Here is a 17,737-nt window from a genome sequence, read left to right on the forward strand (position 1 = left end):
TTTTTAATAAGCTTGGATAACCTTAGTACAAAGCTTGCAAGTTTGGCAAGTAGCAATCGCAAAATTTTTTCAGAAATAAAATTCCGGCTTTTGCTCTTCTAGGGTTGGGGGAAGCATGACTTAAACTAGCCGGAAAGCTTACCCCGACGCTTGTGCAGTAGAGTCTGACATAACCCCAGCCCTTCTCCTACAAGGAACGAGACTTGCTCCGCTTCCCTATCACGGAATGCGGCTGGGGGTTAGGCTTTGTAGATGAGCGAACGGAAAACCGCTATAGTTTCATGCTCTCCCAGTCAAGGCGTGCAAATTTTTCTGGACGCTAAATCGCGTATTTTCAGAAAAAACTGACATGAGTTCTCAATAGACTAATTTTTTTTATACCCTTGACATTGGCAGATAAGACGTTATATGTTGCTGACCTAGTGATAATAACTTTCAATAACCAACTAGGTCGTAGCGAGCGCATCGATTGGGCGTGAGGAAATTTGAAGCAAACAAATTGTTACACCGCAAGTAATCAAGCGATGAATGGATTCTTTTGCGCCGAAGAGTCACGCCAAGCTGGAGAACAGATTATCGGGTGTGCAACGAATCACAAAATCTATGTACTGATTGAGTGTCCACCGCCTTGGACACCCGATCCACTTGATTCAAAATTCCTCCCGGCTAATTTAAAAGCCTTGAAGGAGGAAATTGATACAGAGGAGCTTTCTGTTCGGGTTGTATTGATTCATCGCGACCAAACTAAGCGCGATCGCAACAAGCGACTGATAATTTTCCGAGCAAACACCGGACTTTCGGCAGGTTACACCAAGCAAGAATTTCTGATTTCAGATATCAATGATGTAGCTTCTTTACTGAAAGACTGTTTAACAGGTAACGCTCCAAAACATGAAGCTATAGATATTCAAACCAGAGATATTTTAGTCTGTACCCACGGTAGCCATGATAAATGTTGCGCTAAGTATGGAAATCCTTTTTACAAAGCTGCCTTAGCCACTGTCTCTGACTTATCACTCGATCGTGTCCGCGTTTGGCAAGCTAGCCACATTGGCGGTCATCGCTTTGCCCCTACTGCAATTGATTTTCCAGAGGGAAGATATTATGGCAGGCTCAACCAAAAATCATTTGCTGCCATTCTGACCCGAACGGGTGACATTCAGTGCTTGAACAATGTCTATCGCGGTTGGGGCATTTTACCTTGGGCAGCTCAAATCTTAGAAAAAGAACTCATCCTCAAATATGGCTGGGATTGGTTTAACTATCAGGTTGCCTATCAGATAATTGAGCGAAGCGAAGATGAAAGTTTTAATCAAGTTGAAATAACTTTTAAAACTCCGAATGGAGTTCTGAGTGTCTATAGAGCCGACATTATTGAAGATAAACATAAAACTCTTCATTTAAAAGGAGAATGTGACAGCAATGAATTGTATGAATTCAAACAATATATTACGAAAAACCTGGTAAGTATTTCGTAGTAATAGATAAATTGCTAAAAATATCCTTTTAAGACATAGAGATTATATTTCGATTGTCAAATCATCTTTTTCTTGATTTGTGTTCTTAACGTCTTGGTGGTCAAATATTTTTTAAAATTAATATGTTTTCAATCAAACAAATAGCCCGTTTTTTAAACAAAGTCGCTATTTATTTTCAGTATTTTATTTTCCGCTGTTATCCAATTTGGAATTCAAAGACCAACTATAGTCAGCGTAATATCCGACTGTTGTTAATAACAATTTTAACAATTTGTATCGTTTCTGCCTGTGGGAATAATGCCAAAAGGAATGGGACGAATAACAGTATTAATGTTTCTCTAAACTTGCCTTCTCAAGCTGTACGAGTAGTCAAGCACGCAATGGGAGAAACAAAGGTTCCCGTTAATCCGCAGCGGGTAATTGTGCTGGGAAACTTGGAGAATGTCTTAGCTTTAGGGATCAAGCCTGTAGGTGCCACAACCTTAGGAGATGGGGAGTTTCCCTCCTATCTCCGGAATCAAACTGAAGGAATTACAAAACTTGGCATAAATGGGCAACCAAGCCTGGAGAAAATTTTGTTCTTGAAGCCAGACTTGATTTTGGGTTGGTCTTGGGATGAAGAAATCTATGAGAAGCTATCACAAATTGCCCCGACAGTTTTTGTTGAAGGGAGTATTACCTGGAAAGAGTGGCTGAGAACATTTGCCGAAGCGCTGGGTAAGACGCCAGAAGCCGAAAAGCTTTTAAGGAATTATAATCAGCGCGTCGAAACGTTTAAAGAGCAAATGGGCGATCGCTTCTCGCAAATCCAGGTATCTGTGGTTAATTTTTGGGCAGATCAAGTCCGCATTTACATGAAGCGCTCCTTCAGTGGACTCATTCTCAATGATATCGGTATGCTCCGTCCATCAGCGCAGAATAAAGATAAAAACTCGGAAAATCTCTCATTAGAACTAATTCCCAAAATGGAAGGTGATGCGATTTTCTTAGTACTCGGAGAAGGTAAGGAATCTAAGTTAAACCAATTTACAAATCATCCGCTTTGGTTCCAATTGAATGCGGTTAAACAAGGTAAGGTATACCAAGTCAATAGCGATGCCTGGATTAGCAGTTGGGGCATTATCGGAGCCAATCGAGTTCTCGATGACTTGTTTAAATATTTGGTAACAGAGAAATCAAGCAAGGGCAAGGAATTCCCTAAAGTTGCAGCTTTGACTCAATAGTTTAATCCCTAATCAAGATTCATCCAAAACCGCCCACAATCGATAAAACACTACATTCACCAATGGGAGGGATATTCTACTCGGATGGAAACCGCCTTAACAAAACTAATATGCGAACCTTCTTCATCATTTGGATCGGTCAGCTAGTCTCAACGATCGGTAGCTATATGACCAGTTTTGCCATCCAAATCTGGATGTGGGAACTGACTGGTCAGGCGACGGCACTTGCTTTAGTGGGTTTCTTTACCCTGGTGCCGAGTATCTTAATTACACCCATTGCTGGGCTAATTGTAGACCGCTGGAACCGCAAATTCCTGATGATGATTGGCGACACAGTGACAGCTTTGTGTACCCTGGTAATTCTTTGGCTGTACCTGACCAACCAATTGCAAATCTGGCATCTTTACGTCGGTGGCGCGGTTAGCGGTGCTTTTAGCGAAATTCAAGCGCTGGCGTATTCAGTATCGATTGCAATGCTGGTGCCCAAACAGCATTACACCCGTGCCACCAGTCTGGATTCTGCGATTCATTACAGTTCGATTATTATTGCTCCCGCGCTGGCGGGTGTACTCTACTACACGATTGGATTTGCCGGGATCTCGCTCATCGATATCGTTACATTTGCGATCGCGATCGGCACCGTTCTCAAGATACATATCCCCCAACCCACAAGTAGCGAGACATCCTCTCACGATAAAGGGATCTTCCAGCCGATTATCTTCGGCTTCCAGTATATTCTGGTGCGTCCCGGTCTGCTCGCCATTGTAGTCGCGGCGTCCTTGTTCTGGTTTGCCCACGATCTGGGCGCTGCCTTGTATGCACCGATGATTTTGGCACGCACGGGAAATGATGCCAGAGTGTTAGGCAGCATCGGTTCAGCAGCCGGATTCGGTGGGGTAACGGGAGCGTTTCTTTTGAGTGCCTGGGGCGGTTCTAAGCGGCGCATCCACGGCTTTTTACTGGCAATGGTGGGGGCGGGTCTGAGTAAAACCGTCTTTGGGTTGGGTCAGATGCCAATGATTTGGCTTCCTGCTCAGTTCTGCTCATCGCTGAATTTTCCCTTATTGAGCAGTTCCAACACAGCAATCTTGCTCAGCAAGGTAAGACCGGATGTGCAAGGACGGGTTTTCGCTGCCCGATCGGCAATTAAGCAAGTTGTTAGCGCGATCGCTCTATTAATCGCTGGGCCACTTGCCGACCACGTTTTTGAACCAGCGATGATGCCAGGAGGTGTTCTTGTACCCATCCTCGGCAGGCTATTCGGCACGGGATCGGGTGCAGGGATGGCGCTTTTGTATGTCATCACTTCCATCAGCTTATTGCTGATTGGTTTGGGTGGGTATGGCTTCCGCGTGTTGTGCGACGTGGAAATCAGCTTACCTGACCATGATGTTGAGCCAGAAGTTGAGGACTCCAGATGCGGAGGCTGAGGGTGAGGTTTTTTAGGTGCAAGCCAGGTAAGCGGAAGCGGTTAATGAACGCTTCCGCTCTCAGTATTGCTGCATTATTAGAACTTGTGGCGCTAGTCGCTAGCTGTTTACCTCAGCGCTACCCAGCGATCGGCGCTACTGGTCGCTCTTCCGGTTCTATCGAATTCAGCAACGTCTTCTTAGCTAAATATTTTTTACTTTCTTCAGGATCGAAAAACCACGGAGACAGATTGGGTGGATTGTTGATACCGTTCAAGTAATCCTTGGCAACTTCTGGATTTTGAGCCATTGCGATCGCAATCTCTTGCAGATGAGCTGGAGGCGTCAACAAGCAATCCGTTAAGGCGTGCCCATGCTGACAATATTGCCAGAATTCATCGAAAACTCCCTGCATCCATGACTCATCAAAGCGTTGGTTGCCATGTTCGACAATCCGTTGCGCGACCAGATGTGCCATCTTCGTGGCGTTATTCGCTCCCTGCGCTCCAACCGGATCGTGCAAAATCACTGTATCGCCTATCCCCATCACCGTTGCACCTGATGGCAAACGACCAATCGGCTTCCGCACAGTCGGTGTAACTGCCCCACGAACCCATGCTTGCTCGTCGAGCAATTCCATATCCTTGACCGTTTCGTAGTTCCACGGGGTCAATTCTTGGATGACTTGTTTGCTGAGTTCCGCTAATTCTTGACCGGATTGCACCTGGCCAAACCGATCCATTGCTCCACCAGGGTAGGCTTCAAAGGCAACAGTGTAAGCGGAATCTTTGCTGTTGGTATAAAACGGAAACTGGAGCATCTCTCCAACGCCGGGTATATTACTGACCTGAAAGGTGCGTCCCTTCTTCGGATCTTCCTTCAGTCCGGTGTAAATACCACCCCCTAAATGGCGCTTTGGTTGGTCGTATTGGGATTTTTGCTCGTCCCGCTCAAACAAGGTCGAGAAGGAGCCACGACCAGCAGATACCACGACCAGATCGTAGTTTTGAGCAGACTCCTCCAAGTCTTGTAACGTCATTGCCTGAACAACTAATTCGCCGCCTCTGCGGACAAACTCCTGCATCCAAACGGATATTTTGAGGCGTTGATCCACACCTCGCCAGGGCTTTTCTAGAGTGGAGGAGATAACTAAGGCAACATTGCCCTGTGGGTCGCACAGGTTGTTATGAAATTGGTCGCAACCCAGAAACTGCTCATCCCAGAAATTGAGTCCTAGGTCACGTTCAAGTTGTAGCGCATCTGGAAACAACAATGGCATTGCCATGATTTTGCCATTAAGGATAGCTTCTGGAGTGCGATCGCTAAATAGAGTCACTGCATAGCCTGCATCCACCAGACTAATGCCTAAGTAAAGACCTGCTTGACCAGCGCCAATAATTGCAATTCGTTTCATGGGAGATCCTCCGGAGTTGAGTCGGTCTGAGTTTAAATCGCGATCGCTTTCAATGAGAACTCAGCAAGTTACTTTAATAAATTAGCCGATACGAATCTCTCTAATATCGGGACGCAGGCTTCTAAAACCAAGCGTGGCAAACGCTTCCACTTCCTACGCAACTAATCGGTTTCCACCAAAACGGTAACAGCCGCAACCGCGATCAGCATTTCGTCATTCTTATCATTGAGTGAGGCAATTGCTCGACCTTGAACAACCATTCCGCCAGACTCAACGGTAAGAGTTTTGCGACCAAAAGGTAACATAGCTAATACCTCTGCTTCCCGCACTTGCTCTGGGTAAGGCACTGCCACCTGTACTTCAACGATCATTTGATCGGGATCGCTTAAACCTGCAACTTCCCAGACACCTGGCAAAGCATTGTGAGCGATCGCATTCCTGACCGCCCTGGCTGCGGCAACAGTCGGTTCCTGTCCGTGCTGATCGATTCCCATCCCCATCTCGATAATTAAGCGTTTACGAGCCACCGTTACTCCTCTGACGACACTTTATTTTTCCAACTGACCTGCAATATATTCTCTGACTTCTTTGGCTGAATCTAGCTGCAAGACAGCAGATGCGATCGCTTCCGCTTCATCCATCCTCAACTTTGAAATTGCTGCTTTTACTGTAGAAATGGCTGGGGAGTTCATACTGAATTCATCAACGCCCAATCCGACTAAAATAGGTGTCGCTAACTCTGATGAAGCTAATTCGCCGCACACTCCCACCCAAATCCCAGCATGATGAGCTGCGGTAACAGTTTGCTGAATCATTCGCAGCACTGCTGGTTCAAAAGCATCAGCCAGAGTAGCCACTTTGGGATTTGTGCGATCGCTTGCCATGACATACTGGCTTAAATCATTGGTGCCAATACTAAAAAAATCCACCTCTGCTGCCAGTTTGTCAGCCATTGTCACCGCTGCTGGCACTTCCACCATGATTCCGACTTCCATTGCTTCATCAAAACTCATCCCCAAAGAGCGCAATTCTGTCTTAGCTGCGGCTAAAATCTCTTTGGCGGCGCGGATTTCTCTCACGGATGCCACCATCGGAAACATGACCTTAATAGGGTGTTTGTGACTGGCGCGTAAAATTGCCCGTAGCTGAGTTTTTAGTAAATCTGGGGAATCCAGTAAATAGCGAATTCCCCGCCATCCGAGGAAGGGATTGGCTTCTGGTGGCAAATCCAGGTAAGGGAGGGGTTTGTCTCCGCCAATATCGAGAGTGCGAATAATTAGGGGATGGGGGGATAGGATGGATGCGATCGCTTCATACGCTTCTCGTTGTTCTTCCTCAGTCGGGACGCTGACTCGATCGAAATACAAAAATTCACTCCGCAGCAATCCCACCCCTTCTGCACCCGTACTTACAGCAATTTTGGCCTCTTGTATTGTCAAAATATTTGCCATCACCTTAATTTGATGTCCGTCGTGGGTGATAGCGGGTTGCTGTGCAGCAGCTTGTAACGCTTGTTGTTGCGCCTGCTGGCGATTGCGTTTTGTTTGTAATTCTTGCAACTGCGTGTCGTCTGGTTGCACCCACACCTCGCCAGTTTCCCCATCCAAGGCGATGAGCGTGCCATTCTCCAAGCGCAGCAACTCAGCACCCACGCCTACAACCGCCGGAATGCCGAGCGATCGCGCTAAAATTCCACTGTGAGAAGTCGCACCACCTGCAACCGTACAAATTCCCAAAACTTTGCCGGGATTTAGTTGTGCCGTTTCAGAAGGAGTCAAGTCAGTCGCCACCAAAATCCCTGGTTCTGGCAAATTTATAGAAGCGGGTGCTGTACCTGTAAGCGATCGCATCACTCGCTGTCCCACGTCAAAGACATCAGCGGCGCGTGCTTGTAAGTACGAGTCTGGCAAAGTTTCGTAAGCTGCAACTGTCTCATCGATAACAGTCTTCCAAGCTGCGGCAGCACTAAAATTTCGATCGAAAATCAGCTGGCGCGCGCGATCAATTACAAAGGGATCTTCTAAGCAAAGCAAATGAGCATCAAAAATCGCCGCTTGTGCTTCTCCCGCCGTAGCAGATATTTGGTGGCGGAGGGTTTGAATTTGATGACGAGTTTGCTCAATTGCTGTGTGTAACTGTTGCCATTCCGCTTCGGGATTGTCTGCTTGCTGTTGTACGTTGAGAACGGTGGGTTGATAGATCGCAATATTGCCGATGGCAATACCCGCAGAGGCAGGAATCCCAGAAAACTGAGAATTGGAAATAGGGAATTGGGGTTGCTCCGGAAGCGGGGTTTCCCCACCTCGAACGTCTGCGACTGATTCCCCGAAGTTGTCTTCTACTAGCTGTTGCAAGGCTGCCAAGGCGGCTTGGGCATCCGCTCCAGAGGCAGCGATCGCTATCTCATTCCCTTGGCGGATGACCAGCGTAACGACTTGATTGATGCTTTTACCATTGACCGATCCGCTGCTAGATGTGATGTTTTGTAACGTAATCTCAGATTGAAACTGGGAAGCGGTAGCAACAAATTTGGCAGCCGGACGGGCGTGCAAACCCATCTGATTTCGGACGGTGAGATGGATTACCTGACTTTGGGCACTTATTGGGGCACTTACCAATGCCCCGGCGGACTCCGAAGGATTAATACCGGATAACTGGGAGGCTTTCGCTGCTAATGCTCCTCGTGCTTCGCGGATGACTTGCTCAATATTTGCACCGGATGCTGCTGTTACCGCTGCGGCGATCGCTCCCTCTACCAGCGGTGCCTCGCAGAGCCTCACTTGATGCCGCCGTTCTTCTGGCAGAAACTCCAACGCCATTTCCGCACTCAGTACAGCACTCCCCAAATCCATCAAGATGAGGACGCCATCCTCACTGTAAACCGACTCAATCGCTTGATAAACCTGCATTACATCCGTACCAAAGGGATTTTCCGGATCGTCAATTCCCGCTGCGAGAGCCAGCGACACGGCACCTTGAACCATTTGCTGCACTAACGCTTGCACTCCCTCTGCCAGCTTTCGACTATGCGATACGATGACAATTCCCACCATCTCTCCACCACTTCCTGAGATAACTCGCTCAATTATGTTAAGATTTATTAAAGAGCTTAGGATTTTATGACTCATCCCAGCTTAGAAAATATTGGTGCCCAGCTAGAAAGTCCGAATTCACGCGATCGCATGTTGGCGCTTGCCTCTTTGCGTGAAGTATCGGCAGATGACGCTGTACCCCTGATCAAAAAGGTTTTAGACGACGAAAACCTGCAAATTCGCTCAATGGCGGTGTTTGCACTGGGTCTTAAACCGACCGAAGAATGCTTTCCGATTCTCGTGAAATTGCTAGAAACTGACCCCGACTACGGGATTCGCGCCGACGCCGCTGGTGCCTTAGGTTACCTGTGCGATATCAGAGGATTTGAACCCTTGGTGCGAGCGTTTTACGAAGATACCGATTGGCTCGTGCGTTTCAGCGCTGCCGTTAGTTTGGGCAATTTAAAAGATCCCCGCGCTTTCGACGTACTGGTTCGGGCGTTAGATAGCGAAGAAGTCGTGTTGCAACAGGCAGCGATCGCGGCACTTGGTGAAATTAAAGCAGTAGGAGCCGTCGATCAAATCCTTCGCTTTGCCCAAGCTGAGGATTGGCTTGTCCGTCAGCGGCTTGCCGAAGCCCTAGGACACTTGCCCAGCGCGAAGAGTATCTCAGCCCTCAATTACCTGGAAAAAGACCGTCATCCCCACGTTGCTACCGCTGCCACCATCTCCCTGAAGCGGCTATCTGAAAACAATTAAAAATTAGAAATTAAAAATGGGGGATTCTCCATTTTTAATTTTTAATGGGAACATTTTTAATTGCTTACAGCCAGTGAGCGACGGAAAACAAGCCATCTTCTACCTGAATATGCTCCACACCGCGCATCTTGACGATGGGCTGTCCCTGATATGATACGCACAGCCAACCACCGATGACGAAATCAACCGTAATCTCATTCGAGAAGATTTCGTCTAATCGTAGGATATCGATTCCCGACTCATCCTCAATGGTGTCAAAACCATCGCCGGGAGCGTAAATATAGACATCATTGCCGGGACCCCCATCTAAGCGATCGTCCCCTTCGCCGCCAACCAAGACATCGTCACCGTTGCCTCCGAATAAGCGATCGCGCTCCGAACCCCCCAGTAAAAAGTCATCCCCACCTTCGCCATACAGGGAATCCTCGTCCTCTCCCCCTTGAATCAGGTCATTTCCTTGCCCACCGTGGATGATATCGTTGCCTGACTTGCCAACCAGGGTATCGTCGCCAGCATACCCAAAAATAACATCGTCGCACTGGGTAGCTTCAATGTAGTCATCGCTGGGAGTGCCATGAATTCTAGACATGATGCAGGTTTACTCATCCGAAAACTCTTTAACCTTTTATAAAGTAGAGGTCAGCGGTTATCACTCTCTCTAGCGACTGGTCAATCTAAGATATTGAAAGTGATGTTAAAAATTATTAGTCCAGAAGAGTTTGATTCATGGATATTCAAGAGTTTTTCCAGCTGAGTGCAGGCAAATGGTTTTCCCAGCGGACTAGTCACCATCTGGCTTTCAAGCAAGCCGAAAGTGGCAAGTCAGACATCAAGATCGAGATGCTCTCGGCAGAAGATCCGGAAGTGATCAAGCTCTGCGAACAGTACGAAGTTAACCCAGCATTAGCTTGGGGAGGCGCTCGCGTTAGCTGGGATGGCACGATGGAGTGGGATCAAGAAAAGCACGCAGGTTCTAGCGTTCTCGTCCCGATTCCCGACCCGGAGAAGCCGAATGAAGGTCAGTTGCTGCGCGACATGGGCTATGCCGAAAAAGCTTCGGTCGCCGGTCGCTATGTCATCGGTAGCGATAATTCATTCACGCTGATTACCGAGTATGAAACGATGTACTCGGAAGAACGCATCTGGTTTGCTAGCGAAAACTTGCGGCTACGAGCCAGCATTTTAAAGCGATTTGGCGGCTTCTCAATGGCTTCTTTTTGCTCAGAAATTCGCATGGGCGTCGCAAAGCCACAAGAAAAAGCCGCTGACACCGTCGCCAACACTTAAAAATTAAAAATGAGGATTGTTCATTTTTAATTTTCCGTTTTCAAGGGCTTAAGTCTCTTCATCACTCTGAGCAACGGCTTTGAGTTTTTGGTAAAAATCTGAGTCATCTGCCGTTGGGATGAATTGGTGTATTGGTCGCTTGCTGACATCCCAGCGCGACCAATTTGCTTGATAATTTTTGTGGCTAGAACGCAGCGCAAGGCTGGCGTTGGCGTCTTCTGAATTGGCAACGTCCCTAGGGTTGTCCGTGTTTGTCGGTTCTGACAGGACGGAAGCAGCAGCCTCCTCTGGGGACGGCGTCTGGGCGATCGCAATTGGGTGGGCGATCGCGATCGCCTCGTCACTGGCACCCACAGATGCTTCCGTTGAGGATGAATAAACTGGATTTATCGCGTCTTTCGCCTTGACTCGCTCTAAACTTGGCTCAGGGTTAGAAGCTAAGGTTGCTGGTAGCGGATCGGCTGCTTCCGTCAAATTTTGGGGAAAATTGCGGCAAACCAAGCGCTCAAAATCATAGTTAAAGTGATACAGGGCTTGACCGCGCCGAGACCAGAAATTTAAGATTTGCTCGACAGAAATCGCTTTGTAACGTCCCTGATAAAGCGCCTCAATCACGGCTAGAGGCACCCAGTCGGCACCAAAGTCGCGAACCCAATGGGCTACCAATTCCTCAGCCGTGTAACCCCTAATCAGTTCAAAACAATAGTAAAGAAGCAGCGTCGTTGCGTAGGCAGTAGCTGAGTCTTGTGTTGACTCTGTCATCAGAAGTTAACTTGGCAGACCAGAAATAATATTAATCGCAGATTAGCGTTTAGCTGTCATCGGTCATTAGTCAGTGGTGATATTTATATCTTGCACTCTCAGCACTCGTTCAGGAGAAGTATTGGACAAAAAGGGCATTTGCCTACGGGCGATAATTTATTGCGATCGCCCAAGATTTTTGTCCGAAGGCGAAAGCCCCTAGGAAGCAGGCAATCGCCCAGTGGCGACTAATGCCTGATAAACCATAGCAGCTGCCTCGGCTCGTGTGGCTTCTCGATTTGGGTTAAGTTGTGCGGGTGCCGGGTGGTTCACAATGATACCTCTTTGTGTAGCAGCAGCAACAGCAGGGCGGGCATAGGCGGGAATCGCTGCGCGGTCTTCGTACTTGTCTAAGAGTTTTTCATCCCCAGAGGCAAAGCCCAATCCACTCACCAGAGAAACAATCAGCTGGACTCTCAGAACCGGCTGCTGAGGGCGGAAAGTTTGGTCGGGAAAGCCGGTAATGAAGCCACCGCTATAAGCTTGTTGAATCACCGCCTGCGCCCAAAAAGTCGGGGGGATATCGGTAAACTGGATGGCTGGGCGTTTGGAAGTGGGGTTAAAAGCTTTCACTAATAAAGCCGCAAATCCCGCCCGATTCAGTCGATCGTCTGGCTTGAAAGTGCCATCGGCAAAGCCACCCAGCAGGTTTTGATTTGCCAATCCTCGAATGGAATTCTCTGCCCAGTGTCCCTGAATGTCGCTGAAGCTGGGAAGGGAGGAGTCGGGATTCACCTCCGGATTGACAATATAGGGAGAAGCGATCGCCTTGACTTCCCCAGTTGTTACCAATGCCTGATAGATGAGTGCGGCAACTTCAGCGCGGGTAATGTCTCGCATCGGTTCGAGTTGTTGAACTTGGGGATAATTCACCACCATGCGCCTCGTCGTGGCAACAGCGACGGCATCTGTGGCGTAGCTAGGAATTTGAGCGCGATCGCCATAAACTCCCAAGACGCTAGAATTACCCCCCGTAAGTGCTAAACCACTGACTAAAGATGCGATCGCTTGCACCCGCGTCAGATTTTGCCCCGGTCGAAAGGTGTTATCTGGAAACCCAGAGATAAAACCCATCGATGCAGCCTTCGCGATCGCCCCCGCCGCCCAAAAATCTGCTGGAATATCCTTGAAACTGCTCTGATTTCCCGGTCGTGGCGGCAAGTTAAAGGTTTTCGCGATCGCTGCGGCATATTGGGCGCGAGTCATTGCCGCTTCTGGCTGAAACGTCCCATCCGGGAAGCCACTCATCAGATTTTTCGCCACTAGCGCCTGAATAAACGCTTCCGCCCAATAACCGGCAACATCGCTAAACTGGGCGGGTCCCATTGTAAAAGTAGAACCAGCAACCGTCGCCGCCACAAATTCCACCGTTCCCTGCACCCGCACTGGATTCAGCTGATTTCCCGCTGAGACGACCGCGAACCGCGTCAGATTTTGCAGATCGACTTCCCCGTTATCCCGCAAAATATTACCCGCTGGCTCTTGACGGCTCCCTAGCTGTGGTTTTGCCCCATCATTGATAACTAGCCCCGCTTGTGTATTTTTCTCAATGAGATTGCGACGCAGCACCGGGGTCGCGTCACGAGACAGAAAAATCCCCGCCCGATTCGCAAAAATCTTATTATCGGTAATTAGGGGAGCCGCTTGATCTCCAATCAAAATCCCGTAACCCGTTCTCTCTGCCACATTCCGACGCACTTCCCCCTTGGCATTGCGGACGAGAGAAAGACCTGTGGAGGCATTTTGGGTAAATACATTATCTAAAATTGCCGGTTTCGCAGTACCCGTGACAAAGACGCCATCGCGACTGCAACTGGTAAAGGTATTATTCGCCAGCCTTGGCGATGTCGATTCTATCCAAACCCCTGTCCCCTTCGCCCCCCGATTCGTCACTGAGACTCCCCGCAGTTGGGCATCCGTTTCCAGCCGCAGGGTAATATTTTGGGAGCCAAAGCTTGGGCTAATATATTCCCCACTGCCTTCGATTTGAATTCCCTTGCCTTTGCTGGATTCATTCCCTACCACCGTCACCCCAGCCGGGATTACCAGAGGAAATACTTCTCCCCCTGCCGCATTGTAAATCCCAGATGCCAACTGAATCGAAGTTCCGGCTTGAGCCTGCTTCAGGGCACGAGTCAGCGTCTTCAGTGGGGCAGATGAGTTCCCGACACTGTTATCTTTGCCAGTTGCTGGGTTGACATAAAGCATTGGTTGACCCATAAAGTAAAGAGTTTTGAATTTAGTCCTTTGTCATTTGTCCTTAGTTGTTTGCTTTTGACCAATGACCAATAACCAATGACCAATGACCGATGACCCATAATGATCGAAGTTGAAAATTTAAGCAAAATCTATGGCGCGACCCCAGCCATTCAGGATGTCACCTTTAATGTGGAACCTGGGGAAATTTTGGGCTTTTTGGGGCCGAATGGTGCCGGAAAAACGACAACCATGCGGATTTTGGCGGGATATCTACCCGCTTCCAGTGGGACTGCCCGGATTGCTGGGTACGATGTGCATGAAGATTTAATGGCGGTACGGCGGCGGATTGGATATTTACCGGAGACGCCACCTTTGTATCCTGACATGAGCGTGGAGGGATTTTTGCATTTTGTGGCGCGGCTAAAGGGGGTTCCCGGACGCGATCGCAAATCCCAAGTAAATTCAGCAATGGAACGCTGCAACCTCACCGAAAAACGCAAGGTACTCATCCGCAAGCTTTCTAAAGGCTTCCGCCAACGGGTTGGCATTGCCCAAGCGATCGTCCACGACCCACCCGCGATTATTCTAGATGAACCCACGGTTGGTCTCGACCCTCGGCAAATTATCGAGGTTCGCAACTTAATTAAAAGCCTTGCCGGTAGCCACACAATCATTCTCTCTACCCATATTTTGCCGGAAGTTAGTATGACTTGCAGCCGAGTGGCAATTATCAATCGCGGTCGGCTTGTAGCAACGAATAGCCCGGAAAATCTGGTAGCACAGCTAGCGGGCGGATCGGGCTATGAGTTGGAAATCGACGGGGATGTAGAAGCTGTGCAACATATGCTCTTAGTTTTGCCCGGAGTTCGTTTTGTCGAATCCATCCCCAGCCAGGAATTACCGCCCAATCGCACTCTTATCCGTGTAGTATCAGAACCGGGTACAGAACCGGCGCGTGATATTGCTGCGGTTTTAATTGGGGCGGGGGTGGCATTGTATGAAATGCGACGCACTCGCGCTAGTCTTGAGGACGTGTTTATCGAACTGACAACCCAAGAAAAGGTCGTCGATATGGATACGGATGAAACCGATGGCAATGGGACATCCCCTCCCTCGCCAGCAGAAGCTGCTGTCATTGTTGCCACAGATGAGCAATCTGGAGGAGTTGAATAAATGGGCGTAATTATTAGTAATATTTTGGCGATTTATCGCAAGGAATTGCAGGGCTATTTTGCTTCGCCGCTGGCATATATCGTCGCGGGTGCTTTCTGGTTTTTAGCTGGATTATTCTTCCTCACTGCATTGCAAAGTGAGAGCGATCGCGCTTTGGATATTTATTTTCAAGGACAGCAAATTGGCGCACCCGTTCCCCCCATCGATGTCGCCTATAACACCCTCCAAAGCTTTCTGGGGGCAATGTTCTTTTTATCGTTATTTATTCTGCCCATTCTCTCAATGGGGCTGTATTCCGAGGAACGCAAGCGAGGGACTTTAGAGCTATTAGCCACTTCGCCAGTCACCAACTGGGCGGTGGCGGTGGGTAAATTGTTGGGGGTAGTGACATTTTTTATCACAATGGTGCTGCCGTTGCTGGCATACGAAGCGATCGCTTTTAATGCATCAAGCCCACCCCTACCCCCAGCGGTGCTGCTATTGGGTCATGCAGCATTAATCTTGGTTGCCACCGCGATTCTTAGCTTGGGAATGTTTATTTCTTCCCTCACCGAAAGCACCATCTTGGCAGCAATTCTTACCTTTGTGCTAATTTTATGCTTCTCGCTGATCGAGCTTTTAGCGAAACTGACCGGCGGCGTTTTAGGAGAGGCATGGAATCATTTATCTTTAGTCAAACATTACAACACTTTGGTGCAAGGCGTAGTTGATACCAGCAGTTTGATTATGTTTGCAAGCTACATTATCTTAGGCGTGTTTCTGACTGCTCAATCTATCGATGCCTTGCGCTATCAGCGTTCTTAAATTGACGAATGGCGAATCGCGTATGGAGTGGTTGCGATGAGAAGACCGAATGCATGAGATGCAAGTAGCCCACACCTTAAAGGGTGGGGCTTGCGTCTACAAAGACCGCCTTCGAGGTTTCCTGCATCTCGATTGAACAGATCGGCACCCGCAAACCTACCATTAACGAACTGTTACCTAAGCTAAACACTTACCTAAAATCTATTGGCAGCAATTACCAATTACCAATTACCAATTACTGATTAGCCAACATGAAAACCATTAATTGGAAGTATTTAAAATATCTCTTTTTGCTTGGCCCAGTTCTAACAATTACGGGTCTAGTTGCTGGATTGGTATCCAGTAGCTGGGGTTCTGTGCCCGTAGGTTTAATCGTTGCTGGAATTGTAATTATTGGGTTATGGCTGCTATCCTTGGGCGGTTCGCCAAATGGCTTTTGGGGACGCCGGTCAACTCAGGCGGGAACCAATGCTCTAGCAGCAACGCTGGCGGTTTTGGTGATTTTGGGGCTAATTAATTTTCTGGGTGTTCGCCGTGTTGTGCGAGTGGATTTAACGGAAAATCAGCTATTTACCCTCGCCCCCCAGTCGCAGCAATTAGTGCAAAATTTATCGCAGCCAGTCAAGTTGTGGGTATTTGAAGAAAATCCGAATCCTCAAGACCAACAATTGCTGGAAAATTACCGACGATATGGCTCTCAATTTAGTTTTGAATTTGTCGATCCGCAACTGCGACCCGGACTGGCTCAAAGGTTTAACCTTCAATCTCTAGGGGAAGTTTATCTGGAATCGGAGGGACGACGAAAGCTCATCCAGACAGTGAATCCGCAGCGCGGGGAGAGCCTTTCAGAAACAGTGGTGACGAATGCGATCGCCCAAATTACGAGCGATCGCGTTGGCAAGGTTTACTTCCTCCAAGGTCACGGCGAACGTCCCTTACAAGCGGCGCAAGGAAGCATCTCTCAGGCGGTGACTAGCCTGGGAGAGAAAAGCTACACCACTCAACCCCTAGATTTGGCGAAAAGTCCAGGAATCCCCCAAGATGCTGACCTCATCGTCATTGCTGGCCCCAAACGGGCGCTGTTTGCAGCTGAAGTCACCGCTTTGAGCGATTACCTGAAGCGCGGCGGTAGGCTACTGGTGATGGTAGACCGGAATACCAATCCCGGTCTGGATAACTTGCTTAAAGATTGGGGCGTGAGGCTGGATAATCGTCTTGCCATTGACTTGTCCGGCGGTCAGGCGGGACTGAGTCCGGCGGTGATTATGGTTACGCGCTACGGTCAACATCCGATTACTAAAGATTTTCAGGATGGTCGTTCTTTCTACCCGTTTGCACGACCGATTGAAGTGACTCCCATCGCCGGTATCCAGGCGACGCCTTTGCTGGTGACAAATGACCAGAGTTGGGCTGAGAGCAATCCCGAAAGCGATCGCTTGCAGTTTGATCCCGAAAGCGATCGCCAAGGGCCTTTAATTCTCGGCGTCGCCTTAAGCCGCGTCTATCCTCCCCAAAGCGCGTCTGCACCATCCCCAACTCCCACCCCGACTCCCACGGCGACTCCTGGGGCAACCGCTAGCCCCAGCGCGTCCCCAACCCCGACAGCGACCACATCAGCTTCTCCCTCCCCATCCGCAACTGCTAGCCCCAGCGCGTCCCCAACCCCGACAGCGACCACATCAGCTTCTCCCTCCCCATCCGCAACTGCTAGCCCCAGCGCGTCCCCAACCCCGACGGCGACTACATCAGCTTCTCCCTCCCCATCCGCAACTGCTAGCTCCAGCGCGTCCCCAAGCCCAACCAATTCACCGGCAAAGACGGCAAATGCTGACCAAAAGCCAGCAGAATCCCGTCTAGTTGTCCTCGGTAATTCTGATTTTGCTAGCGATGGTTTGTTCGAGCAGCAACTAAATGGCGATGTATTCCTGAACTCCGTTAGCTGGTTAAGCAAACAGGATGAGCAACTTTTATCGATCCGTCCCAAAGAAGTAAAAGACCGTCGCATCAACTTGTCCCAAGACCAAGCCAATGTATTGGGTTGGATAGCTGTGTTGATTATGCCCTTAATTGGGTTCATTACAGCTGGACTGGTTTGGTGGTTCAGACGTTAGTAATTTCAGATTTTGGATTTAATCTAAAATCAACTCGCGTGTTGATT

The 17,737-nt window shown here is 48.8% G+C and carries 14 protein-coding genes; 8 read left to right on the plus strand and 6 right to left on the minus strand.

Translation table 11 applies throughout. The features are described 5' to 3' along the window. Positions 1–524: 524 nt before the first annotated feature. The 3 genes from NC997_RS03175 to NC997_RS03185 all read left to right on the plus strand — a co-directional run bounded on the left by NC997_RS03175 (position 525) and on the right by NC997_RS03185 (position 4,131). Positions 525–1,478 (plus strand): sucrase ferredoxin, encoded by a 954-nt coding sequence (locus tag NC997_RS03175; RefSeq protein WP_190526679.1) that lies wholly within the window; start codon positions 525–527, stop codon positions 1,476–1,478. Positions 1,479–1,858: 380 nt separating this feature from the next. Further along, positions 1,859–2,701: an iron-siderophore ABC transporter substrate-binding protein gene (locus tag NC997_RS03180; RefSeq protein WP_199306137.1), complete on the plus strand. Its 843-nt coding sequence runs from the start codon at positions 1,859–1,861 to the stop codon at positions 2,699–2,701. A 110-nt stretch (positions 2,702–2,811) separates the two neighbouring features. Further along, positions 2,812–4,131: an MFS transporter gene (locus NC997_RS03185; RefSeq protein WP_190526683.1), complete on the plus strand. Its 1,320-nt coding sequence runs from the start codon at positions 2,812–2,814 to the stop codon at positions 4,129–4,131. Positions 4,132–4,249: 118 nt separating this feature from the next. Here the strand turns inward: NC997_RS03185 and NC997_RS03190 are convergent, their stop codons facing one another. From NC997_RS03190 to ptsP, 3 genes are all read right to left on the minus strand, one after another. Next, the gene (locus tag NC997_RS03190) at positions 4,250–5,524 is read right to left on the minus strand and encodes a styrene monooxygenase/indole monooxygenase family protein (protein ID WP_190526685.1); all 1,275 of its coding nucleotides are present in this window, start codon (positions 5,522–5,524) and stop codon (positions 4,250–4,252) included. Between the two features lie 161 nt (positions 5,525–5,685). Next, positions 5,686–6,051: a Lin0512 family protein gene (locus tag NC997_RS03195; RefSeq protein ID WP_190526687.1), complete on the minus strand. Its 366-nt coding sequence runs from the start codon at positions 6,049–6,051 to the stop codon at positions 5,686–5,688. Between the two features lie 21 nt (positions 6,052–6,072). Continuing rightward, positions 6,073–8,577: a phosphoenolpyruvate--protein phosphotransferase gene (ptsP, locus tag NC997_RS03200; protein ID WP_190526739.1), complete on the minus strand. Its 2,505-nt coding sequence runs from the start codon at positions 8,575–8,577 to the stop codon at positions 6,073–6,075. Positions 8,578–8,643: 66 nt separating this feature from the next. Between ptsP and NC997_RS03205 the strand changes: the two genes are divergently transcribed. After that, entirely contained in the window at positions 8,644–9,315 is a 672-nt protein-coding gene (locus NC997_RS03205; protein WP_190415008.1) for a HEAT repeat domain-containing protein, read from the plus strand. 64 nt (positions 9,316–9,379) lie between these two features. Here NC997_RS03205 and NC997_RS03210 read toward each other — a convergent pair whose 3' ends face one another. Then, complete coding sequence (locus NC997_RS03210; RefSeq protein ID WP_190415007.1) at positions 9,380–9,904, minus strand: hypothetical protein; 525 nt, start codon at positions 9,902–9,904, stop codon at positions 9,380–9,382. 137 nt (positions 9,905–10,041) lie between these two features. On the opposite strand from NC997_RS03210, the gene NC997_RS03215 reads away from it, so the two are divergent. Next, entirely contained in the window at positions 10,042–10,602 is a 561-nt protein-coding gene (locus tag NC997_RS03215; protein ID WP_190526689.1) for a phycobiliprotein lyase, read from the plus strand. Positions 10,603–10,650: 48 nt separating this feature from the next. Here the strand turns inward: NC997_RS03215 and NC997_RS03220 are convergent, their stop codons facing one another. Together NC997_RS03220 and NC997_RS03225 are read right to left on the minus strand one after the other, a co-directional pair. Then, positions 10,651–11,364, minus strand: coding sequence for a hypothetical protein (locus NC997_RS03220; RefSeq protein ID WP_190427397.1), 714 nt, complete (start codon positions 11,362–11,364; stop codon positions 10,651–10,653). A 198-nt stretch (positions 11,365–11,562) separates the two neighbouring features. Then, complete coding sequence (locus NC997_RS03225; protein ID WP_190526691.1) at positions 11,563–13,623, minus strand: S-layer homology domain-containing protein; 2,061 nt, start codon at positions 13,621–13,623, stop codon at positions 11,563–11,565. A 99-nt stretch (positions 13,624–13,722) separates the two neighbouring features. Between NC997_RS03225 and NC997_RS03230 the strand changes: the two genes are divergently transcribed. The 3 genes from NC997_RS03230 (at position 13,723) to NC997_RS03240 (ending at position 17,690) form a co-directional block, all read left to right on the plus strand. Then, positions 13,723–14,775, plus strand: a complete 1,053-nt coding sequence (locus tag NC997_RS03230; protein ID WP_190526693.1) for an ABC transporter ATP-binding protein — start codon at positions 13,723–13,725, stop codon at positions 14,773–14,775. Beyond that, positions 14,776–15,579: an ABC transporter permease gene (locus NC997_RS03235; RefSeq protein ID WP_190526695.1), complete on the plus strand. Its 804-nt coding sequence runs from the start codon at positions 14,776–14,778 to the stop codon at positions 15,577–15,579. Between the two features lie 251 nt (positions 15,580–15,830). Then, positions 15,831–17,690, plus strand: a complete 1,860-nt coding sequence (locus NC997_RS03240; protein ID WP_190526697.1) for a Gldg family protein — start codon at positions 15,831–15,833, stop codon at positions 17,688–17,690. Positions 17,691–17,737: the final 47 nt, after the last annotated feature.

Source organism: Trichocoleus sp. DQ-A2 (genome assembly GCF_039961915.1).
Taxonomy (GTDB): domain Bacteria; phylum Cyanobacteriota; class Cyanobacteriia; order Cyanobacteriales; family FACHB-T130; genus FACHB-T130.